The organism is Streptomyces sp. NPDC094448, assembly GCF_044763775.1.
Classification (GTDB): Bacteria; Actinomycetota; Actinomycetes; order Streptomycetales; family Streptomycetaceae; genus Streptomyces.
This window is the reverse complement of sequence record NZ_JBIWGU010000017.1, coordinates 25,421-48,718: the sequence shown is the minus strand read 5'-3', so window position 1 is coordinate 48,718 and position 23,298 is coordinate 25,421. Positions and strand designations below refer to the sequence as shown.

General features: G+C 73.0%; 20 protein-coding genes. 4 read left to right on the top strand and 16 right to left on the bottom strand.

What is annotated here, in order from left to right:
* Positions 1–92 precede the first annotated feature (92 nt).
* On the top strand, positions 93–1,343 hold the full coding sequence (locus tag ACIQ9E_RS27885; RefSeq protein ID WP_403711645.1) for a GNAT family N-acetyltransferase: 1,251 nt from the start codon (positions 93–95) through the stop codon (positions 1,341–1,343).
* Between the two features lie 590 nt (positions 1,344–1,933).
* Here the strand turns inward: ACIQ9E_RS27885 and ACIQ9E_RS27880 are convergent.
* Positions 1,934–2,482 carry a DUF4231 domain-containing protein gene (locus tag ACIQ9E_RS27880; RefSeq protein WP_403711643.1) on the bottom strand — a complete coding sequence of 183 codons (549 nt, stop codon included), beginning with the start codon at positions 2,480–2,482 and terminating at the stop codon, positions 1,934–1,936.
* Between the two features lie 112 nt (positions 2,483–2,594).
* Between ACIQ9E_RS27880 and ACIQ9E_RS27875 the strand changes: the two genes are divergently transcribed.
* Positions 2,595–3,677, top strand: a complete 1,083-nt coding sequence (locus ACIQ9E_RS27875; protein WP_403711641.1) for an LLM class flavin-dependent oxidoreductase — start codon at positions 2,595–2,597, stop codon at positions 3,675–3,677.
* On the opposite strand, the gene ACIQ9E_RS27870 is transcribed toward ACIQ9E_RS27875, so the two are convergent.
* The 4 genes from ACIQ9E_RS27870 to ACIQ9E_RS27855 all read right to left on the bottom strand — a co-directional run bounded on the left by ACIQ9E_RS27870 (position 3,590) and on the right by ACIQ9E_RS27855 (position 10,093).
* Positions 3,590–5,011 carry a sugar porter family MFS transporter gene (locus ACIQ9E_RS27870; RefSeq protein WP_403711639.1) on the bottom strand — a complete coding sequence of 474 codons (1,422 nt, stop codon included), beginning with the start codon at positions 5,009–5,011 and terminating at the stop codon, positions 3,590–3,592. The two genes, ACIQ9E_RS27875 and ACIQ9E_RS27870, sit on opposite strands and share 88 nt — an antisense overlap.
* 263 nt (positions 5,012–5,274) lie before the next feature.
* On the bottom strand, positions 5,275–8,856 hold the full coding sequence (smc, locus tag ACIQ9E_RS27865; protein WP_403711637.1) for a chromosome segregation protein SMC: 3,582 nt from the start codon (positions 8,854–8,856) through the stop codon (positions 5,275–5,277).
* A 330-nt stretch (positions 8,857–9,186) separates the two neighbouring features.
* A complete protein-coding gene (locus ACIQ9E_RS27860) occupies positions 9,187–9,405 on the bottom strand; it encodes a hypothetical protein (RefSeq protein WP_006346319.1) in 219 nt (72 codons plus the stop codon).
* Positions 9,406–9,811: 406 nt separating this feature from the next.
* Positions 9,812–10,093 (bottom strand): acylphosphatase, encoded by a 282-nt coding sequence (locus ACIQ9E_RS27855; protein ID WP_146482524.1) that lies wholly within the window; start codon positions 10,091–10,093, stop codon positions 9,812–9,814.
* Between the two features lie 195 nt (positions 10,094–10,288).
* On the opposite strand from ACIQ9E_RS27855, the gene ACIQ9E_RS27850 reads away from it, so the two are divergent.
* On the top strand, positions 10,289–11,152 hold the full coding sequence (locus tag ACIQ9E_RS27850) for a CAP domain-containing protein (protein ID WP_403711634.1): 864 nt from the start codon (positions 10,289–10,291) through the stop codon (positions 11,150–11,152).
* A gap of 52 nt (positions 11,153–11,204) precedes the next feature.
* Here ACIQ9E_RS27850 and mutM read toward each other — a convergent pair whose 3' ends face one another.
* The 9 genes from mutM to ACIQ9E_RS27805 form a co-directional block, all read right to left on the bottom strand.
* The gene (gene mutM, locus ACIQ9E_RS27845) at positions 11,205–12,059 is read right to left on the bottom strand and encodes a bifunctional DNA-formamidopyrimidine glycosylase/DNA-(apurinic or apyrimidinic site) lyase (RefSeq protein ID WP_403711632.1); all 855 of its coding nucleotides are present in this window, start codon (positions 12,057–12,059) and stop codon (positions 11,205–11,207) included.
* 130 nt (positions 12,060–12,189) lie between these two features.
* Positions 12,190–13,056, bottom strand: coding sequence for a ribonuclease III (gene rnc, locus ACIQ9E_RS27840; RefSeq protein ID WP_403711629.1), 867 nt, complete (start codon positions 13,054–13,056; stop codon positions 12,190–12,192).
* A gap of 19 nt (positions 13,057–13,075) precedes the next feature.
* Positions 13,076–13,249, bottom strand: a complete 174-nt coding sequence (rpmF, locus tag ACIQ9E_RS27835) for a 50S ribosomal protein L32 (RefSeq protein ID WP_026165248.1) — start codon at positions 13,247–13,249, stop codon at positions 13,076–13,078.
* A 2-nt stretch (positions 13,250–13,251) separates the two neighbouring features.
* On the bottom strand, positions 13,252–13,908 hold the full coding sequence (locus ACIQ9E_RS27830; RefSeq protein WP_403711627.1) for a YceD family protein: 657 nt from the start codon (positions 13,906–13,908) through the stop codon (positions 13,252–13,254).
* A gap of 177 nt (positions 13,909–14,085) precedes the next feature.
* Positions 14,086–15,018: a cell division initiation protein gene (locus tag ACIQ9E_RS27825; RefSeq protein ID WP_403711625.1), complete on the bottom strand. Its 933-nt coding sequence runs from the start codon at positions 15,016–15,018 to the stop codon at positions 14,086–14,088.
* A gap of 103 nt (positions 15,019–15,121) precedes the next feature.
* Complete coding sequence (coaD, locus tag ACIQ9E_RS27820) at positions 15,122–15,601, bottom strand: pantetheine-phosphate adenylyltransferase (protein ID WP_403711623.1); 480 nt, start codon at positions 15,599–15,601, stop codon at positions 15,122–15,124.
* 26 nt (positions 15,602–15,627) lie between these two features.
* Positions 15,628–16,230, bottom strand: coding sequence for a 16S rRNA (guanine(966)-N(2))-methyltransferase RsmD (gene rsmD / locus ACIQ9E_RS27815; RefSeq protein WP_403711621.1), 603 nt, complete (start codon positions 16,228–16,230; stop codon positions 15,628–15,630).
* A 502-nt stretch (positions 16,231–16,732) separates the two neighbouring features.
* The gene (recG, locus tag ACIQ9E_RS27810; protein WP_403711619.1) at positions 16,733–18,970 is read right to left on the bottom strand and encodes an ATP-dependent DNA helicase RecG; all 2,238 of its coding nucleotides are present in this window, start codon (positions 18,968–18,970) and stop codon (positions 16,733–16,735) included.
* Positions 18,971–19,019: 49 nt separating this feature from the next.
* The gene (locus ACIQ9E_RS27805; protein ID WP_403711617.1) at positions 19,020–20,681 is read right to left on the bottom strand and encodes a DAK2 domain-containing protein; all 1,662 of its coding nucleotides are present in this window, start codon (positions 20,679–20,681) and stop codon (positions 19,020–19,022) included.
* A 259-nt stretch (positions 20,682–20,940) separates the two neighbouring features.
* Here ACIQ9E_RS27805 and rpmB point away from each other — a divergent pair, with 259 nt between their 5' ends.
* On the top strand, positions 20,941–21,126 hold the full coding sequence (rpmB, locus tag ACIQ9E_RS27800; RefSeq protein ID WP_003957616.1) for a 50S ribosomal protein L28: 186 nt from the start codon (positions 20,941–20,943) through the stop codon (positions 21,124–21,126).
* 155 nt (positions 21,127–21,281) lie between these two features.
* On the opposite strand, the gene thiD is transcribed toward rpmB, so the two are convergent.
* Together thiD and ACIQ9E_RS27790 are read right to left on the bottom strand one after the other, a co-directional pair.
* Complete coding sequence (thiD, locus tag ACIQ9E_RS27795) at positions 21,282–22,133, bottom strand: bifunctional hydroxymethylpyrimidine kinase/phosphomethylpyrimidine kinase (protein WP_403711615.1); 852 nt, start codon at positions 22,131–22,133, stop codon at positions 21,282–21,284.
* Positions 22,130–23,092 (bottom strand): thiamine-phosphate kinase, encoded by a 963-nt coding sequence (locus tag ACIQ9E_RS27790; RefSeq protein ID WP_403711613.1) that lies wholly within the window; start codon positions 23,090–23,092, stop codon positions 22,130–22,132. Before ACIQ9E_RS27790 ends, thiD begins: the two co-directional genes overlap by 4 nt.
* Positions 23,093–23,298 lie beyond the last annotated feature (206 nt).

Sequence of the window (23,298 nt, the reverse complement as noted above, 5' to 3'; positions counted from 1 at the left end):
CCGGCGTTCCCGGGAGGGGCCGGTACGGGACCGGGTCCGATGGGGAGAAAACCGGATGACCCGCCCGGGACGGCCGGGTTAACGTCCCCGGCATGACCGTTGTGGACCATCGGACCATTCCGGACGCGCATCTGGACCGCGCTCTGGACCTGCACTATCTGGTGTTTTTGGAGAAGGACGCCGAGGGGGAGACCCGCAAGCTGCACCGGGAGATCCTGGAGCGCTGCGACGTCGTCGGCGCTTACGAGGGTGAGCAGCTGGTGGGGCTGCTGGCGGCGCGTCCGCTGTCGCTGTCGGTACCGGGCGGGGAGCTGGAGTGCGCGGGTGTGACCTTCGTCTCGGTGGCTCCGACGCACCGCAGACGGGGGGTGCTCCGGGGGATGATCGCGGAGCTGATGCGGCGGTGCGCCGGGCGGGGGGTCCCGCTGGCCGCGCTCTGGGAGTCGGATACGGCGATCTACGGGCGCTTCGGCTTCGAGCCGGCGACCCGTGCGTACACCGTGGAGATCGACACGGAGCATCCGCTGGCGCTGCGGATCGACCCGGACGAGCGGCCCCTGCGGCTGGTGTCTCCGGACGAGGCGCCGGGGGTCGTGGGCGCGGCGCATGCGGCGGCCCGCTCCGGGCGGGCGGGCCGGGTCGCGCGGGACGACTTCTGGTGGCGGCAGCACATCCTCCGGCCGGAGGACGTGGACGACGACGACTTCAGCCCGCCGCGGGTGGTGGTGCTGGGCGAGGCGGACGAGCCGCCCGCCGGTTACGTCATTTACCGGACCGCGTCCGACCGCGAGGGCCGGGGCAAGCTGCACATCGGTGAGCTGGAGGCCGAGTCGCCCGCGGTGGCGGCGGCGCTGTGGCGCTATGTGACCTCGGTCGACCTGGTCGACCAGGTGCGGGCGTGGGGGCGGCCGCTGGACGATCCGCTGCTGCGGTTCACCGCCGACCGGGACCAGATCAGTGTCGTCAAGGAGTTTCCCGCGCTCTGGCTGCGGCTGGTGGACGTGCCGGGGGCGCTGGCCGGCCGTACCTGGTCGGCGCCGGTCGACGTGGTGCTGGAGGTGACCGACGCGGCGGTGGCCGAGAACGCGGGCCGCTATCGGCTCGCCGTCGGCCCGGACGCCTCGCCGGGCGGTACGGGGCTGACGGCCCGGGTGGCGCGGACGGACGCGGCGCCCGATCTGACGCTCGACGTCCGTGAGCTGGCGGCCTGCTACCTGGGCGATCTCGACCCGGCCGAGCTGGTGCGGGCCGGTCTGGTCATCGAGCACACGGCGGGCGCCGCGGCGGCGCTGGGCGCGGCTTCCCGTACGGAGCTGCTGCCGCATACGACGGACGAGTTCTGACGGACGCCGGGCCCTCGGCGGGCGGCTCCGGACGATGCCGGGCCGAACGCTCCCGGCGAACGGGAAACGCTCCGCTCCGGTCCGGTCCGGTCCGGTCCGGTCCGGTCCGGTCCGGCGAACGGGAACGCTCCGGTCCGGCGAACGGTTCCCCGATCCCCTCCGGTGTCGGCCGGGACCCGAGGCGGAGTCCGGCAGCGGGCCGGGCCCGGGGCCGTACCGGGGGGGCATCGGCTCCGGGAAGCATCCGTCGCAGCACGCCGTCCGCCCGGAGGGCGGGGCCTGCGGCCGGGTGCGGGTATCCCCCGGGGCGCAGCGGGAAGGCGCTCGGGGTACCACCCGGCACACCTCACGAGTGCCCGTGCCGGGCGCCGAGGGCCGACCCGAGCGGGGAGCCGTAGCACCGGGAGGAACGGGCCGTCACACGCGGACCACGGCCCCCGGGGGCACATCCGGTATGCGGCAGCGGGGCGGATCCGTGAGCCGCGGCGACCCGCCCCGGCCGGGCACTCCGGAACCCCGGGGCCGCAGGCCGCGGGGTTCCGGAGCGTACAGCTCCGCACCCGAGCCGGAGGTACGGGCCGGCCCCCCTGCTACCCGGGAGGCACGCCGCCCGGCGGCAGGGCCGCTCCCCCGCCGCGCTGCCCGGCGGCCCAGTTCTGCAGCTCCGTCGTGGTCGCGCCCTCGACCTCCGCCAGCAGTCGGCGCCGCGCCTCCTCGTCCCGCTCCTCCTCGGGTACGAGACGGTGGCGCCGGATCGCCAGATGCAGCCGTGACCAGGCCTCCGCCGCCAGTACATACCGCTCGTTGTGATGGAAGACCTGGCGGAAGCCGCCGATGAAGACGGCGGCTCCGGCCAGGGTCGCGGTGATCGCCGCGGGTGCCTGGATGCCCGCCGCCACCACCGTGGCCGCCCCGGTGAGCAGGGCGGTCACTTCGGTGAACTGGTGTTTGCGGCGGCTGCGGTCGCGGATCCGCGCATACCAGGCGAGCTGTTCGCCGGCGTAGGCCAGTACGGCCTCGTCGGCCCCGGTGCCCGCGCCTTCGGGCTGCGACGGCGCCGCCGGCGGCGCCGGATCCGGTGTGCCGGGCTGTGCGGGCAACGGCTCCGGCCCGGAGGGTTCTCGGGGAATCGTCGGCATGAGCCCATGCTGCCCCACCGGCCTCCCGGCGTCGCCGCCCTTCACATCTGACGGTCCGTCAATTACGGTGCGCGCGCCGGACCCGCGACCGGCGGAGCGGAGGCAGCGCGCCATGACCTTCACCATCGTCCGCGTCAATCTCGTCGCCCCCGGGGCGTCCCCCGACGCGCTCGCGGCCCGCTACCGCACCGCGGTGGACATGGCGGTCTACGCCGACGGGCACGGAATCGCCACCGTCCAGACCGAGGAACACCACGGCGCCGAGAACAACTGGCTGCCCTCGCCGTTCGTCTTCGCCGGGGCGGTCCTGGGCGCCACCCGCCGGATCACGGTCACCGTCTCCGCCGCCGTCGGCCCGCTCTACGATCCGCTGCGGCTCGCCGAGGACATCGCCGTCCTCGACCTGCTGGGCTCCGGACGGCTGATCACGGTCCTGGGCATCGGCTACCGGCGCGAGGAGTACGAACGCTCCGGTGTGCCCTGGACCCACCGCGGCCCGCTCCAGGACGAAATCCTGGAGACGCTGCTCGCCGCCTGGTCCGGGGAGCCGTTCCCGTACCGCGGCCGTACGGTACGGGTCACGCCGCGTCCGTACACCCGCCCCCGTCCGCCGCTGCTGGTCGGCGGCTCGTCACGGGCGGCCGCCCGCCGCGCGGCCCGCCTCGGGCTGCCGTTCTTCCCCAGCGCCCATCTGCCGGACCTGGTGGCGTACTACGAGGAACAGCGGGCCCGGTACGGCACCAAGGGCTGGACCACCATGCCGGAACCGGTGACTCCGCTGCTGCACCTCTCCGACGACCCGGACCGCACCTGGGCCGTCCACGGCGCACACTTCCTGCACGAGGCCAGAACCTACGCCTCCTGGTCGGCACCGGGCGTCCGCTCCGCCGTCCGGTCGGGTGCGACGACGGTCGCGGAGCTGCGCGCCGAGGGCGTGTACCGGATCGTGACACCCGACGAGTGCGTGGCGCTGGCCGCCGGGGCGCCGTCGCTGATCCTGCACCCGCTCTGCGGCGGCATGCCGGAGGAGGAGGGCTGGCGGTCGCTCCGGCTGCTGTGCCGGGAGGTGGTTCCCCGCCTCGGGCGGCCGGCGCAGGCGGCGGGCGTTCAGCCCATCTCCTCCAGCGGCTTGCCCTTGGTCTCCCTGACGAAGAGCAGCACGAAGGGGATGGAGAGCGCGGCGAAGCAGGCGTAGATGATGTACGTGGCAGAGAGGTTCCAGTCCGCCAGGCTCGGGAAGCTGGCGGTGATCGCCCAGTTGGCGATCCACTGCGCGGACGCGGCGACACCGAGTGCCGCGGCCCTGATCTTGTTGGGGAACATCTCGCCGAGCAGCACCCAGACGACCACACCCCACGACAGGGCGAAGAACAGGACGAACACATGGGCGGCGACCAGGGCCACCGCCCCCTCCGTACCGGGCAGCTTGCCGTTGACCAGGGGCGCCGAGAAGGCCCAGGCCTCGAAGGCCAGGGCGATCGCCATTCCGGCGGAGCCGATCAGCGCCAGCGGCCTGCGGCCGATCCGGTCGACGAACACCATCGCGATCACGGTACCGACGATGTTCACGATGGAGGTGGTGAAGGAGTAGAAGAAGGAGCCGGAGGGGTCGATACCGACCGACTGCCAGAGCGTCGTCGAGTAGTAGAACACCACATTGATGCCGACGAGCTGCTGGAAGACGGAGAGCCCGATACCGACCCAGACGATCGGCAGGAATCCGAACCGGCTGCCGAGCAGGTCCCGGAACGTCGACTTGTGCTCGCGGCGCATCGCCTGTTCGATCTCGGCGACTCTGCGGTCCAGGTCGATGTGCTCGCCCTCGACCTCCGTCAGGACCTTCCTCGCCCGTTCGGTCTTGCCCGCGGACAGCAGATAGCGGGGCGATTCGGGGATGGCGAAGGAGAGCAGTCCGTACAGTACGGCGGGCACCACCATCACGCCGAGCATCCACTGCCAGGCCTCCAGACCGCCGATCTCGCCGCGCTGCTCGCCGTCGGCGAGCTGGAGGATGCCGAAGTTCACCAACTGGGAGACGGCGATGCCGATGACGATCGCCGCCTGCTGGAACGAGGCCAGCCGGCCCCGGTAGGCGGGCGGGGAGACCTCGGCGATGTACGCGGGCCCGATCACGGACGCCATACCGATCGCGAAACCGCCGATGATGCGCCACATCGCCAGATCCCACAGGGCGAACGGCAGGGCCGAGCCGATCGCGCTCGCGGTGAAGAGGACGGAGGCGATCCGCATACAGGCGATCCGGCCGATACGGTCGGCGATCCGGCCCGCGGTGGCGGCCCCGATCGCACAGCCGATCAGGGCGATCGCGATGACCTGGGCGAGTTCGGCGGAGCCGATGGCGTAGCGGTCGCGGATGGCCTCGACGGCGCCGTTGATGACCGAGCTGTCGTAGCCGAAGAGAAAGCCGCCCATCGCGGCCGCGGCGGTGATGAAGACGACATGGCCGAGATGCTCGGGATGGTCGGAAGCGGACCCCGGCGGGGTGGGTGGCTGCGCGGTGCTGGACACATCTACTCCTGGGGCCGACTCCGGTGGGAGCCCTTCAAGTGGCGCACACCTCGTGCCCGCCCACCACTTGAGCTGCTGCTTCAGTGTTCACGGCAGACACCGGCGGATGGGCCGATTCATGCGGGCCCGTCGGCCGCGAAGGCGGGCGTACGCCGGTTCGGAAGGCACCGCGGTACGGCGCGGCCCGCCGCCCCTGAACGCCGAGGGCGCTCCCCGCGGAGACCCGCCGCCGGGGCCCGCGCCCCCCCTCCGGGGCAATACACCTAGCGCAGGCGCTGGCTGACGACCTTGGAGACCCCGTCGCCCTGCATCGACACCCCGTACAGCGCGTCCGCGACCTCCATCGTGCGCTTCTGGTGGGTGATCACGATGAGCTGTGAGGACTCCTGGAGCTCCTGCATGATCCGGATCAGCCGCTGGAGGTTGGTGTCGTCGAGTGCCGCCTCCACCTCGTCCATCACATAGAAGGGGCTGGGCCGGGCCTTGAAGATGGAGACCAGCATCGCCACCGCCGTCAGCGAGCGCTCACCGCCGGAGAGCAGGGAGAGCCGCTTCACCTTCTTCCCCGGCGGCCGGGCCTCGACGTCCACACCGGTGGTGAGCATGTTCTCGGGGTCGGTGAGCACGAGCCGTCCCTCCCCGCCGGGGAAGAGCCGCGAGAACACCCCCTCGAACTCCCGCGCCGTGTCCCGGTACGCCTCGGTGAACACCTGCTCGACCCGTTCGTCGACCTCCTTGACGACCGTCAGCAGATCGGTCCGGGTCTTCTTCAGGTCCGCGAGCTGCTCGGAGAGGAACTGGTGGCGTTCCTCCAGCGCCGCGAACTCCTCCAGTGCCAGCGGGTTCACCTTGCCGAGCTGCTGGTACGCCCGCTCCGCGGCCTTCAGCCGCTTCTCCTGTCCGGCCCGGTCGAAGGGCCGGGGCAGGTTGCGGGGGTGCCCGGGGTCGTCCGGCAGCTCTTCGCCGTCGGCGGGCGGGGACGGCGGTACGGGCTGGTCGGGGCCGTACTCCGCGACCAGACCCGCGGGCTCGACGCCCAGCTCCTCCAGCGCCCGGGTTTCGAGCTGTTCGATCCGGAGGCGCTTCTCGGCGCCGAGGACCTCGCCCCGGTGCACCGAGTCCGTCAGCCGGTCCAGCGCACTCTTGAGTTCGCGGCCCCGGGCCCGGAACCGGCCGAGACCGGCTTCCCGTTCGGCCCGTGCGCCTTCGGCGGCGGTACGTTCCTCCGCGGCCCGGGCCAGGGACACCTCGACATGGGCCAGCAGACATCCGGCCCCGGCGCCGACGGCCGTGGCGACCGCGGCCTCGTGGCGCAGCCGGTCGCGGAGCCGTTCGGCACGGACCCGCGCTTCGCGCTCGGCGCGCGCCCCCCGGTCCAGGGCGTCCGCCCGGCCCACGAGGCCCTTGGCCCGCTCCTCGTGGGTGCGGACCTGGAGACGGGCCTCCATCTCGGTCTGGCGCGCGTTGGCCCCGTCGGCCGCGAGCCGGTCCCGTACCTGGGTGTCGGGCTCCTCCGTCTCCGTACCCCCGGGGACGTCCTCCTGCGCGGCGGCCAGCTTCGCGGCGAGTTCCCCGGCGTCGGTACGGGCCCGCTCCAGCGCCTCCCGGGCCCTGGCGACGGCCGCTTCGGTGCGCTCGGCCTCGCCGGTAGCGGCCCTGGCCTGGCCGGCGAGCCCCCCGAGGCGGCCGGAGAAGGCGGACTTCTCCCGTTCGGCGGTACGGCGCCGCTCGCCCAGTTCCTCGACGAGCGCGGCACAGGCGGTACGGTCCCCGGCGGCGCGCTCGCGGGCCTCGGCCAGTTCGGCGCAGCGGACGTCGAGTCCGGCGAGGGCGGCCGTGGCCTCGTCGACGGAGGCCTGGACCTCCAGCAGGCTGGGCGCCGCGGCCGAACCCCCCTGGGCGAAGTGCGCGCCCAGGACATCGCCGTCGGCGGTGACGGCGGTCAGCCCGGGGCGGGCGTAGACCAACTCCTCCGCCTCCTCCAGGGTGCCGACGACGACCGTGTCCCGGACGAGCCTGCGGACGGCGGGCATCAGTTCGGCGGGGCCGCGCACCAGATCGGCGACGCGCGGCGGCCCGCCGATGGTCCGGCCGGGTCCCGGCGCGGGGTCGACGGGGGCATCGGGGGCGTCGCCGAGCAGTATCGCGGCCCGGCCCGCCTCGGACTTCCGCAGCAGCCGCAGGGCTTCGGCGGCGGCCGAAGGGCCCGCCACGGCGACGGCGTCGGCGGCGGCGCCGAGGGCGGCGGCGACCGGGATCTCGTACCCCTGGGTGACGGAGAGCAGATCGGACGCCGGTCCCAGCAGCCCGGTGAGCTGCTCGCGGGCGGCCAGCAGCGCCCCGGTGCCGTCCTTGCGGCGCAGCCCGAGCGCGAGGGCGTCGCGGCGGGCGGCGACGGCGGCCCGTTCCCGTTCGGCGGCGGCCTGGGCGTCCCGGGCGGCGGTGAGCGCGTCCTCGGCCCCGGCCAGTTCGCGGCGGGCGGTGTCGTGGCGTTCGCCGAGTTCGGTGCCGCCCGCGTCGAGCCCGTCGGCCTCGGCCCGCAGCTCCTCGTACGCCTCCTGCGCGGTGACCGCCCGCTCCCGCGCCTCGTCCCGGGCGGCGGCCAGCCGTTCGATCTCGGCCTGGGCGGCGGCGGCCCGGCCCTGTGCCGCGGTGGCCTGGGCGCCGAGCCGGGCGAGCTGCTCGCGACGGTCCGCGATCGCACGGGCGACATCCTTGAGGCGGCGCTCCTCGGCGGCCCACTGCCGTTCCAGTTCGGCCCGGTGTTCGACGGTGTCCTCCAGGGCGCGTTCGGCCGCCTCCAGAGCGGCCGACAGTTCGGCCTCCTGTTCGCGGATCCGGGCGGCCTCGCGCTCCATGTCCTCGGGGTCCCGGCCGCGCCGCTCCTCCGTGGGCCGGTCGGTGGCGCTGCGGACCCGGGCGTCGGCGAGGGAGACCGTGCCGCGGACGCGTTCGGCGAGCCGGGAGAGTTCGTTCCAGGTCTGCTGGGCCCGCTCCAGCCGGGGCGCGAGCCTGCGTACCTCGTCCTCCAGTGCCGCCTCCCGGGCCAGCGCCTCCTTCAGCTCCCGCTCGGTGCCCTCCTTGCGCTCCTTCAGCGCGGCCTCGTCGGCGATCTCGGACCGCAGGGCCTCCCGGAGCCGGACCAGATCGTCGGCGAGGAGCCGCAGCCGGGCGTCCCGGAGATCGGCCTGGATGACGGCGGCCCGGCGGGCGACCGCGGCCTGCCGGCCCAGCGGTTTGAGCTGCCGCCGGAGTTCGTCGGTCAGATCCTGGACCCGGGCGAGGTTCGCCTGCATCGCGTCCAGCTTCCGCAGCGCCTTCTCCTTGCGCTTGCGGTGCTTCAGTACGCCCGCGGCCTCTTCGATAAAGGCCCGGCGGCCCATCGGATCGGCGTGGAGTACGGAGTCGAGCTGCCCCTGCCCGACGATGACATGCATCTCCCGGCCGATACCGGAGTCGGAGAGCAGTTCCTGGATATCGAGCAGTCGGCAGGTGTCCCCGTTGAGCTGGTACTCGCTGCCGCCGTTGCGGAACATGATCCGCGTAATGGTGACCTCGGCGTACTCGATGGGGAGGGCGCCGTCGGAGTTGTCGATGGTCAGGGAGACCTCGGCGCGGCCGAGCGGGGGGCGTCCGGTGGTGCCGGCGAAGATGACGTCTTCCATCTTTCCGCCGCGCAGCGATTTCGCCCCCTGTTCGCCCATGACCCAGGAGAGGGCGTCCACCACATTGGACTTGCCCGAACCATTGGGGCCCACGACACAGGTGATGCCCGGCTCGAACCGCAGAGTGGTGGCCGAGGCGAAGGATTTGAACCCGCGCAGGGTCATGGCCTTGAGGTGCACGCAGCCGGACTCTACCTTCCGCACCGCTCGGGAGACCGGTGGCCACCCGTGGTTCTCCTGCGGTTTCACCGTAGGAGGCGCAGGGCACACAGTGGGTAAGGAGCAGTCGTCGGCGCGGGGGCGCGGGCCAGGGGCCCGCATATGCGGCCGGCAGGGTCGGACAGCGGGGGAAGGACAGCGGAAAGACCTCGGTGAAAGCACCGGGCCGGACAGCGGAAAAGACGCGGCGGTAACACCGCGGCGGAAAGTACAGAGCGCAAGAAAGAAGGGACGCCGAGGCGTCCCTTGCATATCTTTGCGCGGTGTATCTCCGGCGGATCTCCTCCGCGCTCAGGTGAGCGCGGGCTCCGCCTGCGGTACGTCGATGTCGATGCTGTCGAGCAGCGAATCGCCGGGGTGCTGAGCAACGGCAGCACTCAGCGCGTCGTTCTCGGACTGGATCCGTACGAGTTCGGATTCGAGGTCCTGGACGCGCTGCTGAAGCCGTCGCATCTCGGCGAGGAGTCGCGGGTCGGAACCGCCGACGTAACCGAGAAGCGCCTTTGCCATGATGGATGGTCCTCCACAATGAGTGACCGACCGATGCGGTGTGGGTCGTGGGATTCGCACCCGCTGGTGCTCGGCAGTGGCGGTGACTGCTCTGGTCTCGCTGCGGTTCCTACTGCCGGACAGTCGGGGTGCGCGGGGCTTCCAGAGTCTCACCAAAAAGTTTGACGGTCAACACGATCACGCCCCTCTGGCGCGGCCGAACCGGTGCGCGTCCGGCCGCTCACAGGGCGGCACCGACGGCCTTCCGGGGCCCGGGGGCATGGAGATCATCCGTACTGGGGCGCAGCCTCGCACGTACCGCCGATATTGGCAACCACCAGGGGCTTTCTGCCCGGAGCGGGGGTCGGGGGGTGCCGGAACGCATCCGCCGTGCGGGTGGCCGGAGGGGCTGTCGGCGGGGTGCCCGTCAGCGGATCGCGAATCCGTCGTAACCACCGCGCGGAGTGTCCCAGATCTCAGTCACACCGTCGACGCGTCCGGGTGTGTCGCCGGAGCGAAGCCACTCCAGCAAACGGTGGCAATTCTCACGCGGCCCCTCGGCCACGATCTGCACCCTGCCGTCGTCGAGATTGAGGGCGAATCCCGTGAGCCCCCCGATCTCCAGAGCGTTTGCCCTGGTGAACCAGCGGAAGCCCACGCCTTGTACGCGCCCGCGTACCCAGGCGGTCAGTCGTGCGGCATCGTTCATGGCGTCACCGTAGCCTCCGAGTTGCTCACGGGACACTTCCGTCCCAGGGCTCATGGCGTACAGTCCCCTCGCAACGAACGTCACCCGTTCGGGCGAGCCTGTTTCCGGTTTTGCCCGGATGGGGTCCGGTAAGCGATGTGTTCGGCTTACTCCGGGCTCCACGGCAACTCCACGGCAAAAGGAAGGCACAGCCAGATGGGACGTCATCGAAGCGCCGGCAAGCGCAGGGGCGCGCCGCTGCGGACGGGGCTGCTGGGGGCCTCCGCCGCCGTGGCCATGGGTGCCGTGGCCGTCGCGTCCGGGCTGCTGCCGGGCGGCGACACCTTCGTCTCCGGCGGGGACGCATCCCCCGGCGGCGAGGTCCGCGCCGAGGGCCGGGCGACGCTGAACACCCAGGGCGACACCGGTGCCGGGCCGACCCCTCCGGCGTCCGGCGCCCCCACGGGCCCCACCGCCCCGCATCTGCCGTCGGCCTCCCCGACCGGCACCCCTGGCAAGGCGCCGTCCACCGCACCGCCCGGGAAGAAGACCGACCCGGCGGCCGGCCGGACCACCGAGTCCCGGACCCCGTCCGTCCCCGCGCAGAGGTCGCAGGAGCCGCGGACCGCCACCCCCGAGCGGGCCGTGCGCCCCTCCCCCACCCGCACCGCGGAGCCCCAGCGGAAAGCCGCCTCCACCACGGAGACGGCGATGGAGGCGGAGGTGCTGGAGCTGGTGAACCAGGAGCGTGCCAAGGTCGGCTGCAGCCCGCTGCGGTACGACGCCGCTCTCGCCCGCCTCGCCGGGAACTTCAGCGACGATATGGCGGTGCGCGGTTTCTTCGACCACACCGACCCGGACGGCGACTCGCCCTGGGACCGGGCGAAGCAGGCGGGTGTGAAGAACCTGGCCGCCGAGAACATCGCCCGCGGCCAGGCGGACGCGGAGGCCGTGATGGACGCCTGGATGAAGAGCGACGGACACCGCGCGAACATCCTCAACTGCGACTACAAGACCCTCGGCGTCGGCGTCCGGCTGGGCGGCGGCGGCCCCTGGTGGACGCAGAACTTCGGCTACTGACTCCGCCGGGCGCCTCGCCGGGCCGCCCTGCCCGGAGCTGCGGCCGGAGCCGTCAGGGCCGCGGCGGGCGCTGGCAGCGCGGGCAGTAGTAGCTGGACCGGTTCATCCACGGATTGCGGCGCATCGGTGAACCGCAGCGCCGGCACGGTTCGCCCTCCCGGCCGTAGGCGTCGAGCGACCGGTCGAAGTAGCCCGATTCGCCGTTGACGTTGACGTACAGGCTGTCGAAGCTGGTGCCGCCCTCCGCGAGGGCCGCCGTCATCACATCCCTTACATGGCCGAGCAGCTCGGTCGCCCGCGGCCGGGTCAGGGTCGCCGTGGGGCGGTCGTAGTGGAGCCTCGTCCGCCAGAGGGCCTCGTCCGCGTAGATATTGCCCACTCCGCTGATCAGCGACTGGTCCAGCAGCGCCCGTTTGACCGTGGTGCGCCGCAGTTTCAGCGCGTTCAGGAACGCCGGATCGTCGAAGGCCGGGTCCAGGGGGTCGCGGGCGATATGCGCGATGGCGTCCGGCAGCCCGTCGGGGGTGTTCTCGTGGACCGAGAGCCCGCCGAAGGTGCGCTGGTCGACGAAGCGCAGCTCGGTGCCGATGGAGTCGTCGAAACGGATCCGGATCCGCAGATGCCGTTCGTCGGGTGTGCCTTCGGGCTGGACCAGGAGCTGTCCGCTCATCCCGAGATGGCCGAGGAGTGAGCTGCCGGTCCGGCCCAGCGAGAACCACAGATACTTGCCGCGGCGGCAGGCGAGGCCGAGGCTCTGCCCGGTCAGCTGTGCGGTGAAGTCGACGGGCCCGGCCGGATGGCGGCGGACGGCGCGCGGATGGAGGACCTGTGCCTCGGCGATCGTCCGCCCGGTGACCCAGCGCAGGAGTCCCCTGCGTACGACCTCGACCTCGGGCAGTTCGGGCACGGAGTCCTCCGGATACGCTCTTGCCGACGTCCGCAGGGTACCTCCGAACGGGTGGTGCACAGCATCGAGCCCCCGTCCGGCCCGGACGGGGGCTCGACCTGCCGTGCGTCGCTACGGGAGCGACCGGGAATCAGGCGCGGGCCGACTCCTGGCCGTCGTTCGCCCCGCTCGCACCGGCCGCGGAGTTCCCGGCAGTGCCGTCGGCGGCTTCCGCTTCCGGGGCGTTGCCGGATACGGCGGCCGCCCGTGCGTCGGCGGCGGCGCGGATCTCCCGCCAGGCCGACTCGGCGGCCTGCTGCTCCGCTTCCTTCTTGCTGCGGCCGGTACCGGTGCCGTACGAGACACCACCGACGCGGGCAGCAGCGGTGAAGGTCTTCTCGTGGTCCGGACCCGTCTCGGTGACGAGGTACTCCGGGACTCCGAGGCCCTCGGCGGCGGTCAGCTCCTGGAGACTGGTCTTCCAGTCGAGTCCCGCGCCCAGGTTGGACGATTTCTCGATCAGCGGGTCGAAGAGCCGGTGCACCAGCTCGGACGCCGCGTCGAGTCCCCGGTCCAGATAGACCGCGCCGATCACCGCTTCGAGGGTGTCGGCGAGGATGGACGCCTTGTCCCGGCCGCCCGTGCCCTCTTCGCCCCGGCCGAGCCGGATGAAGGAGCCCAGGTCGAGCCCGCGGCCCACCCCGGCGAGTGCCCGGGAGTTGACGACCGCGGCCCGCAGCTTCGCGAGCTGCCCCTCGGGCAGATCGGGGTGGCTGCGGTAAAGGGTGTCGGTGACCACCAGGCCGAGGACGGAGTCCCCGAGGAACTCCAGCCGCTCGTTGGTGGGCAGCCCGCCGTTCTCGTACGCGTACGAGCGGTGGGTCAGCGCACGCACCAGAAGGGCGGACTCGACCTGGTAGCCGAGCCGCCCTTCCAGAAGCGTGTGGGACGAGGCTGCGTTGACTGCGTCGGCGTTGTCCGCCGGCTTTCCGTCACCGGCGTTGGACAGCTCTGACATCAGGCCTCTCACCAGCCGCTCAGACCTCGAGGACCTGGCGCTTGTTGTAGGTGCCGCAGCTCGGGCACGCGATGTGCTGCTGCTTGGGCTCCTGGCAACGCTCACACGAAACCAGGGTGGGGACCGCAGCCTTCCACTGCGACCGGCGGTGGCGCGTGTTGCTGCGCGACATCTTCCGCTTCGGAACAGCCACGGCTACTTCTCCTGCTTCTCGTCGACGCCGGCGTCGGCGCCGCCCATGTTGTCCTTCTCGCCGTCCCTCATGGTGCCGGCGAGTCCTTGCAGTGCCGCCCAACGAATGTCGGTGGCATCGTGGTGGTGGTCCGGGTCGTCGTCGAGCCGGATTCCGCACTGAGGGCAGAGTCCGGCACAGTCCTCCCGGCACACCGGCTGCATCGGCAGTGCGAGCACCACCGCGTCACGCAGCACGGGCTCAAGGTCGAACAGGCCGTCCTTGAGGAACACGACGTTCTCGTCCTCGGCATCGTCGCCGGGCGCCGCGGCGGCGCCGCGGATCCGGTCATCGGTGTCGGGGTACGTGAACATCTCCTGGAAGTCCGCGGCGACATCGAGGCGCAGCGGCTCCAGACACCTTACGCACTCCCCCTCGGCCGAGGCACGGGCGGTGCCTGTGACAAGCACCCCTTCCATGACCGACTCCAGCCGGAGCTCCAGCTCGACGGAGTCGCCCTCGGGAACTCCGACGACCTCCTCGATGCCGAGGTCCTTCGGCGCCGACACGCTGCGGGAGAGCCGCTGGAGCGCACCGGGACGCCGGCCCAGCTCGTGCGTGTCGAACACGAGGGGGTTGCGGTGGTCGAGGCGGGCGTTCAGGGCTGTTCCTGCTTTCACGTCGTGCCGATGCACCGGGCTGATGCTTCGGGGGATGGGCTGACGTCCCCAGCGACGGGGGAAGCGGGCAGCCGGGATCGCGAACGAGGCGCGACCGAAGAACCAGGATACTGGACCGGGCGCCGTCGGCCCAATCCGGCCCCCGGGGGCCGGGCCGTTCCACCGGGGCGACCGCCCTCAGCGACCCCCCGGGCCATAGGATTCGCCCGTTTCATGAATTTTATACGTTTCTTCCGGCCGGAGCCGGTGCGCGGGCTCGTACGGGGCCGGGACCCGGACCGGGTCCAGGGGGCGGGCGGGCGTCCCGTACGGGTCCGGCTGCTGTGCCGGGATCGAGGGCGCCGCCCCGTACCCCGGTCCGAAGGACTCCGGTACGGCGGCTCCCGCCGGCGGTCCGGCCGGTTCCGCCAGACCGGCCAGATACTCGGCGTCACTGGTGGCCCGCTCGGGGGCCGGGTCCGCCGGATCCGCCCAGGCCGCCGGAGCATCGAGCGGGAACCGCTCCTCCGGCGACTCCGTTGCCGTCCGGCCCTGGAGGGTGGTCCGGCCGCGTCCCACCGCGTCGAGGGTGCGGGTGAGCACCTCCTCGAAGGCGCCGAGGGTGGCGTCGGCGTAGGCCCCCGCGCCGCCGGGCGGCAGCGGGCCACCGTCCTGCGGACCGTCCGGGGCTCCGGCGGCCAGCCGTTCCCGGCCGAGGCCGACGGAGCCGATGGTGCGGGTGAGGACGACCTCGAAGTTGGCCAGCTTGGCGTCGACGTAGTCGTCGGCCTCGGCACGGATCTCCTCGGCGGCCCGGCGCGCCTCGTCGAGGATGCGGTCGGCCTCGGCCCGCGAGTCGAGGGCCACCCGGCTGCCGGAGAGCAGTTCGCCGCGTTCGGTGTGGGCGTCCCGGAGGATCCGCCGGGCCTCCTCACGGGCCCGGGTGACCGTCCGCTCCTGCTCTCCGATCAGCTCCCGGGCCCGGTCGAGGGAGCCCGGCAGCGCGGCCCTCGCCTCGTCGAGCAGGGTCAGCAGCTCGGCCCGGTTGACCACGCACGACGCCGACATGGGCAGGGCCCGGGCGCCGGTCACGACCGCCGTGATCTCGTCGAGCTTCTTCTGCACGTCCACCGTGGTCCGCCGCTTTCCGCACGCGTCGTCGCGCGCTGTCGGGACTGGCGCAGCCGACTGACTGGCGCAGCCGACTGTACGGGCCGCGGGCCGCGGCGCGCCGTCACTTCCCGGCGAGGCGGCGGCGGAGGGCTTCGTGGACCGGCGGGGGCAGCAGATGGGAGACGTCGCCGCCCCAGGCCGCGACCTCCTTGACCAGGCTGGAGGAGAGGAAGCTGTAGGTCGGGTTGGTGGGGACGAAGAGGGTTTCGACACCCGACAGGCCGTTGTTCATCTGGGCCATCTGCAGTTCGTAGTCGAAGTCGCTGACGGCCCGCAGGCCCTTCACGATGGCGGGGATGTCCCGCTCCTTGCAGAAGTCGACGAGGAGGCCGTGGTGGGACTCGACGACGACGTTCCCGTACTCGCCGGTCACCTGGCGGATCAGGTCCATCCGCTCCTCGACGGTGAACAGGCCCTTCTTGGAATTGTTGATCATCACCGCGACGTGGACGACGTCGTACAGCTTGGAGGCTCGGGCGATGATGTCGAGGTGGCCGTTGGTGATGGGGTCGAACGACCCCGGACAGACTGCGCGGCGCACTGGAAGTCCCTCGCTCTCCGGTCCGGTCATGAAGCGTCTTCGCACGTGGATGCCTCGTCGCAGACAGAGGCGGCGCGACCGTACCAAAACGTTCCCTCGCCGTAGCGACGGGATCGCAGCGGCTCGAATCCGGCGGGCCAGCGGAAGGTTCCGCCCCTGGTGCTCCGTTCCACGGTGACGAGCGCCTCCTCCGTCAGCCACCCCTGGGCGGCGAGTGTGAGGAGGATCTCCCGTAGATCATCGTCGGCGACGGCGTACGGAGGGTCGAGGAAGACGGCGTCGTAGGGCCCGGCCGGGGCCGGTCCTGCGACGATCTGCTCGGCCCTGCCGGTACGGACCTCCGCTCCCGGGAGCCCGAGGGCCCGGACGTTCTCCCGGATCACCCGGGCGGCGCGGGCGTCGGCCTCCACCAGCAGTGCGTGCGCGGCGCCCCGGGAGAGCGCCTCCAGGCCGACCGCCCCGGAGCCCGCGTACAGATCGGCGACCCGGATGCCCTCCACCGTGCCCAGCAGGGCCTGCCAGGTGGAGAAGAGTCCTTCGCGAGCCCGGTCGGACGTGGGGCGGGTGCCGGTGCCGGGGGGTACGGCGAGGCGGCGTCCGCCGGCGGTGCCGGCGATCACGCGGGTCATCTCGGTCCTCGGAGTCGGTGGGGAACGGCGGTGGCGGTCGGGTCGGGTCCCGCGGTGTGCGGGAACCGGCCGCCGTGATCAGTCTCTCAGCCGGACACGGGGATGCGCGCGGCCGGGCCGCGGTCCCGGCCGGGACCGTGCCCGAGCCCAGCGCGCCGTCCGCCCGACGGGCGGCGCCCACGGCCTTGCGCAGGGAGGGCGGGAGGGGCACCCGGGAATCCTGCGACACCGCCCGGGTCTCCCCCTCTCTGCCCGCGGCGTCCGGCTGGATCCGGTCGGGGAGCTACGACGGATGCAACGGACAAGGCCCCCTCGGCGTCGGCACTGCCACCTTCGCGGCCGAAGCCGGCAGTGCCGGGCACCCCCCTGGGCTGCTGCCCGGCGGGAGTGACCCCGGCCCCCCACCCGGGCCGCCGGGCGCGGGGGAAGCTCGGTGGCCGGGGCAACCCCGGCGGTAGCGGGGACGCGGTACGCGGGCCCGGCGCGATCCGGGAGGGACGGCTCAGCCCTTCTCCAGATACTGCTCGCGCTCCTCGTCCAGCAGGGCGTCGAGGGCGATCCGCAGTTCGGGGAGGCCGTCCAGACCGGGGTCCGCGGCGACGACGGCGGCGGCCTCCTCGCGGGCGGCCGCGATGATCTCCTCGTCGTCGATGACGGCGAGCATCCGCAGGGAGGAGCGGACACCCGACTGCGCCTGGCCGAGGACATCGCCCTCGCGGCGCTGTTCGAGGTCGATACGGGACAGCTCGAAGCCGTCGAGGGTGGCGGCGACGGCGGCGAGCCGGGACCGGGCCGGGCTCGCCTCGGGTGCCTCGGTGACCAGCAGACAGAGCCCGGGGGCCGAGCCCCGGCCGACCCGGCCGCGCAGCTGGTGCAGCTGGGAGACGCCGAACCGGTCCGCGTCCATGATCACCATCGCGGTGGCGTTGGGGACGTTCACCCCGACTTCGATCACGGTCGTCGCGACCAGGACGTCGACCTCGCCCGCGGCGAAACGGCGCATGACGCCGTCCTTGTCGTCCGGGGGCATCCTGCCGTGCAGCACCTCCACACGGAGCCCGGCCAGCGGGCCCGCGGCAAGGTCGGCGGCGACGTCGAGGACGGCCAGCGGGGGCCGTTTGCCGTCGGCGCCCTCGGCGGGCCCCGCGTCCGGGCCCGACTGCTTCTTCGACGGCTTCTCGTCGGCCTCGTCACCGATCCGCGGGCACACCACATACGCCTGGTGTCCCTTGCCGGCCTCCTCCCGGACCCGCTCCCAGGCCCGGGCGAGGAAATGCGGTTTGTCCTGGGCGGGCACCACATGGCTGGCGATCGGGGAGCGCCCGGCCGGGAGCTGGTCGAGGACGGAGGTCTCCAGATCGCCGAAGACCGTCATGGCGACCGTCCGCGGGATGGGGGTGGCCGTCATCACCAGCAGATGCGGCGGCTGCTGCCCCTTGGAGCGCAGCGCGTCCCGCTGCTCCACCCCGAAGCGGTGCTGTTCGTCGACGACGACCAGACCGAGGTCGTGGAACCGGACCTTGTCCTCGATCAGGGCGTGGGTGCCGATGACGATGCCCGCCTCGCCGGTGACCAGGTCCAGCAGGGCCTGGCGCCGGGCCGGGACGCCCATCGAGCCGGTGAGGAGCACGATTTTGGTGGCGTGTTCGACGCCGCCCAGCATGCCGCCTTCGGCCAGGTCGCCCATCATCTCCACGATGGAACGGTGGTGCTGCTGGGCCAGCACCTCGGTGGGGGCGAGCATCGCGGCCTGGCCGCCCGCGTCGACGACGGCGAGCATCGCCCGCAGGGCGACCAGGGTCTTGCCGGAGCCGACCTCGCCCTGGAGCAGCCGGTGCATGGGGTGTTCGGTGGCCAGATCGCCGAAGATCTCGGCGGTGACCTTCCGCTGGCCCTCGGTGAGGGTGAACGGGAGCCGGGCGTCGAAGGCGGTGAGGAGTCCGTCCGGCGCGGGTCGGCGGGCGACCGCGGGGAGCTGGGCGTCGGCGTACCGCCGTCTGGCGAGGGCGACCTGGAGGACGAAGGCCTCGTCCCATTTGAGCCGGGCGCGGGCGTCCTCGATATCGGCCTTCGTCCGGGGCCGGTGGACCTTGAGCAGGGCCTCCGGCAGCGGTACGAAGCCGCGGCCCTCGCGGAGCGCCTCCGGCAGCGGGTCGACGGCCTCCCCGGCCCGCGGCAGCACCGCGTCCACCGCCTTGGCGATCTTCCAGGACTCCATGCCCTTGCAGGCGGGGTAGATCGGGATGAGGGCGCCCGCCCAGGACTCGACGGCGGAGGAGTCGGCCCCCCCGGCCCCCTCTGCCGCCTCGGTGCCGTCCGCGCCCAGTTTTGCGTAGGTGGGATGGGCCAGTTGCAGCTTGCGGTTGAAGACCGACACCTTCCCGGCGAACATGGCGCGGCTGCCGGGCGGCAGTTCCGACTGGGGTTTGTGCACGCCGCGGCCGAAGAACACGAGCTGGAGCCGGCCGCTGCCGTCGGTGATCGTCAGCTCCAGGCGTTTGCCGCGGCCGCCGTTGAAGGTGTGGACCCGGGCGTCCGCGACCTGGGCGACCACCGTGACGTCCTCGTCGAGCGGCAGCTCGGAGAGCCGGGTCAGCTGGCCCCGCTCCTCGTACCGCCGCGGATAGTGGTGCAGCAGATCCCCGACGGTGTGCAGACCGAGCTGCTCGCCGAGCACCTTCGCGGTGGCGGGGCCGAGCGTCTTCTTGAGGGGTTCACTCAGGACGGACACGGCATCCATTGCACACCACGCCACCGACAATCGGGGCCGCCGCCCCTCCCGGAGGGTGTCACTCCACCCCGATGAGCAGCGGGCTCGCGCCGTGGCCGCTCTCGTACACGACCGTGTCCACCGCCAGGTGCGCGTCACGTACGTGCCGCTCCAGCCGTGCGGCGGTGCCGGGGCCGTCGGGCAGATCGGCGGAGAGGACCAGGGTCACCAGTTCGCCGCCCGCGGCCAGCATCCGGTCCAGGACCGCGACGGCGGTGGCGGTGAGGTCCGTACCGATGACGGCGACGTCGCCGTCGATCAGTCCGAGGACGTCACCGGCCTGGCAGACGCCCGCGGTGGTCCACGAGCGGTGTTCGGCGACCGCCAGTTCGGCGTAGCGGGTGGCCCCGGCCGCCGCGGTCATGGCGACGACGTCCTCGTCGAAGCGGCGCGCCGGCTCGTGGACGGCGAGGGCGGCGATGCCCTGGACGGCGGCGCGGGTGGGGATCAGGGCGACCCGGACGCCTTCGGTACGGGCCTGTTCGGCGGCGGCCGCGGCGGTGTGCCGCAGTTCGGCGGAGTTCGGCAGGAGGACCACCTCGCGGGCGTGGGCGCGGCGGATCGCGTCCACCAGCTCGCCGCTGGCGGGCGGTTCCCCGGGGCGGGCCAGGACGGTGACCGCGCCCGCCTGCGCGCACAGCCCGGCGAGCCCCTCCCCGGGGACGACCACCACGACCGCCCGCTGGACCTGCTCGGGGACGGGCGCGGTGGCCCCGGCGAGATGGGTGATCCGGATCCGGTGCGGGCGGCCCGCCTCCACACCGGCCTCCACGGCGGCGCCCGCGTCGTCGACATGGACGTGGACGTTCCACAGGCCGTCGCCGCCGACGACCACCAGGGACTCCCCCAGGGCGTCGAGCCGGGCCCGCAGGGCGGCGACCGCCGGATCGTCGGCCTCCAGGAGATAGATCACCTCGAAGGCGGGGCCGTCGCCGCCGCAGGCTCCGACGGCCGACCCGGCATCGGCGGAGGCGGACGCGGACACGGAGGCGGACGCGGTCACCGGCCCGTGACCGGCAACGGGGCCGCGGGCGGGCGCGGCGGGCGTCTCGCCGGTGACCGCGGCGACCAGGGCCCGCAGCACCGCCAGGAGCCCCATGCCCCCGGCGTCCACGACCCCGGCGCGGGCCAGCACGTCGAGCCGGTCCGGGGTCTCCGCCAGGGCCTCGCGGGCGGCCTCGTAGGCGGCGCGGGCGGCGGCCGCGTCACCGGGTCCGGCCGCCCGGGCTCCGGCGGCGGCCGCGTCCGCGACGGTCAGGACCGTGCCCTCCACGGGATGCGCCACGGCCTCCCGGGCCAGGACGGCCGCCCGGTCCAGGGCATCGGCGATGCCGCCGCCGTCCGCGACGCGCTCCGCGATACCGCGCAGCAGCTGGGCGAGGATGGTGCCGGAGTTCCCGCGGGCGCCCAGCAGGGCCCCGTGCGCCATGGCCCGGATCACCGCGGACGTCTCGGGCTCTCCGGCGGCGCCGAACAGGCCTGGTCCTGCCTCGTGGGCCGCGAACACCGCCTCCACGGCCGTGGCCGCGGATTCGGCGGTCAGATACAGATTGGTGCCGGTGTCACCGTCCGCGACCGGGTAGACGTTGATCGCGTCGATCTCCTCGCGCTCCCGGCCCAGCGCCTCCAGCGCCCCCGCGCACCAGACCCGTACCGCTGCGGCGTCGAGTTTCTGCGGCACCTGGGGATCCTCCTCGGTACGGGCGTGGGCGCGGTCGCACCGCAGGGTAGCCGCCGGACCGGCCGTCCCCTCCGGGACCCGGTCCGGCGGCGAGGGGGAGGCATGGTAGTTTCGTTGAAAGGGCGGAGCCGTTGTATGCTGCTCCGGTTGCCTGATGAACATCAGGCACCCATCCCCCGGCAAAGCCACCGAGTCAGCTTCTGATTTCCGGCCTCGCCGGAATTCACTGTACGTGCATCTGAAGTCTTTGGAGTGACCCGTGGCTGCCAACTGCGACGTCTGCGGCAAGGGGCCGGGCTTCGGCAACAACATCTCCCACTCGCACCGCCGTACGTCCCGTCGCTGGAACCCGAACATCCAGCGCGTGCGTGCCGTGGTCGGTCGGACGCCGAAGCGGCTCAACGTCTGCACCTCGTGCATCAAGGCCGGCAAGGTCTCGCGCTAACAGCGGACGCCCCGTCGCTAGCGCAGCCCCCCGGTTGCCTGACCAGGCGGCCCACCTTTCGAGGTGGGCCGCCTGGTCTTTTTGCCGTGGTGCCGGTGCCACTCCGGGACGGTGCCGGGGGTACGGGACCCCTCGGGCCCCGTACCGGCCGGTCCTCAGTGCGGCCCGGTCCCGCGCCAGCCGTGGTGCACCGGCCCTATCCCGGCGCCCAGCGGAAAGCCCGCCGCGATCGCGCCCGTGACGTACTCCTTGGCCGCCGCCACCGCCTCCGGCACCGGCAGGCCCTTGGCCAGGCCCGCGGCGATCGCGGACGCCAGGGTGCAGCCCGTGCCGTGGGTGTGCCGGTTGTCGAAGCGGGGGGCGCGGAACCAGTGTTCCTCGGTGCCGTCGGTCAGCAGGTCCACCGCGTCGCCCGCGAGGTGCCCGCCCTTGATGAGGGCCCAGCGCGGCCCGAAGCCGAGGACGGCGTCGGCGGCCCGCCTCAGCCCCGTCTCGTCCCCGGCGACGACCCCGGTGAGCTGGGCGACCTCGTCGAGATTGGGCGTGGCGACGGTGGCGAGGGGCAGCAGGGTCCGGCGTACGGAGTCCAGCGCGGAGTCCGCGAGCAGGGCGTCCCCGTGCTTGGAGACCCCGACCGGATCGACGACGACGGGCGCGTCGGTGGTCGCGAGGAGGGCGGCGACGGTCTCCACCAGCCCGGCGGAGGCCAGCATGCCGGTCTTGACGGCCTGTACGCCGATATCGTCGACGACGCTGCGGTACTGGGCGCGTACCGCTTCGGCGGGCAGCTCCCAGAAGCCCTGGACGCCGACGGAGTTCTGCGCGGTCACCGCGGCTATGACGCTCATGCCGTGGGTTCCGAGGGCGAGCATGGTCTTCAGGTCGGCCTGGATGCCGGCGCCGCCGCCGGAGTCGGATCCGGCGACGGTCAGCACCCGGGGCGGCACGGAAGGCGCGCGGGACGCGGTAGGCGCGGTGGGCGGAGTGGGTGCGGTGGGCGGGGTCACGATCCGTCTCCGAAGTGGTCCCAGCCGCTGCCGCCGTGCCAGGGAATGCCGTCGACGGTGACCCGGGGTGCGGCCGAGGGCTTGAGGACCTCCCCGATGGTCTTCCAGCGGGCGGGGAGTTTGGCGTCCGGCGGGAAGGTGGCGACGATCGCGTGGTCCTCTCCCCCGGTGAGCACCCACTGGACCGGATCGACGCCGACCGCCTGCCCGATGTCGTGCATCTGGCTGGGGATGTCGATGGCGCCGGAGCGCAGGTCGATCCGGACCTTGCTGGCCTCCGCGATATGGCCGAGATCGGCGATCAGACCGTCACTGACGTCGCACATCGCGGTGGCGCCGAGTCCGGCGGCGGCCGGGCCCGCGTGGTAGGGCGGCTCGGGCCGCCGGTGCGCCTCGACGAAGGCGCGGGGGGAGCGGAAGCCGCGGGAGAGCACCGCATGGCCCGCGGCGGACCAGCCGAGCCAGCCGGTGTAGGCGACGACGTCACCGGGTCTGGCCCCGCCGCGGGTGACGGGCTCATGGCCGCGGAGATCGCCGAGCGCGGTGATGGCGAGGGTGATCACCTCTCCGCGTACGACATCTCCGCCGACCACCGCGGCCCCGGCGACCTGGCATTCGTCGCGGATGCCGTCCATCAGCTCGGTCGCCCAGGTGACGGGGAGATCGGCGGGGACGACCAGACCGAGGAGGAGGGAGGTGGGGACGGCGCCCATGGCGGCGATGTCGGCCAGATTCTGCGCGGCGGCCTTGCGGCCCACGTCGTACGCGGTCGACCAGTCGCGGCGGAAGTGCCGGCCCTCCAGCAGGATGTCGGTACTCGCCACCACCCTGCGGTCGGGCGCGGCGACCACGGCCGCGTCGTCACCGGGTCCGATCCGGACCGCGGGGGTCGAGGTGAGCCGGGAAGTGAGCTCTTTGATCAGGCCGAACTCTCCCAACTCGCCCACAGTGCCCTTCACCCGAGTCTCACCTCTCCGTCGTCCCGCCGGACCACCCGGCCGGGCTGTCGTGCTGTGGTGCCGTTCGCCGCGAGCCGCCGCGGGACGCGCCGTTCCGCGGCCGGACCGGCCCGGTCGCGGGGCGCCGGGGGGCTCGGTACCGTCAAGGGACGCGTCAACGTGCGCTCGACGCACGCCACACTACGGACGCCTCCCGGCGCGCGGGT

Coding starts and splice junctions, on each gene's coding strand:
- ACIQ9E_RS27885 (WP_403711645.1), top strand. CDS start 93: ATGACCGTTGTGGACCATCGGACCATTCCGGACGCGCATCTGGACCGC.
- ACIQ9E_RS27880 (WP_403711643.1), bottom strand. CDS start 2,482: ATGCCGACGATTCCCCGAGAACCCTCCGGGCCGGAGCCGTTGCCCGCA.
- ACIQ9E_RS27875 (WP_403711641.1), top strand. CDS start 2,595: ATGACCTTCACCATCGTCCGCGTCAATCTCGTCGCCCCCGGGGCGTCC.
- ACIQ9E_RS27860 (WP_006346319.1), bottom strand. CDS start 9,405: ATGGCAAAGGCGCTTCTCGGTTACGTCGGCGGTTCCGACCCGCGACTC.
- ACIQ9E_RS27855 (WP_146482524.1), bottom strand. CDS start 10,093: ATGAACGATGCCGCACGACTGACCGCCTGGGTACGCGGGCGCGTACAA.
- ACIQ9E_RS27850 (WP_403711634.1), top strand. CDS start 10,289: ATGGGACGTCATCGAAGCGCCGGCAAGCGCAGGGGCGCGCCGCTGCGG.
- rnc (WP_403711629.1), bottom strand. CDS start 13,056: ATGTCAGAGCTGTCCAACGCCGGTGACGGAAAGCCGGCGGACAACGCC.
- rsmD (WP_403711621.1), bottom strand. CDS start 16,230: ATGACCCGCGTGATCGCCGGCACCGCCGGCGGACGCCGCCTCGCCGTA.
- recG (WP_403711619.1), bottom strand. CDS start 18,970: ATGGATGCCGTGTCCGTCCTGAGTGAACCCCTCAAGAAGACGCTCGGC.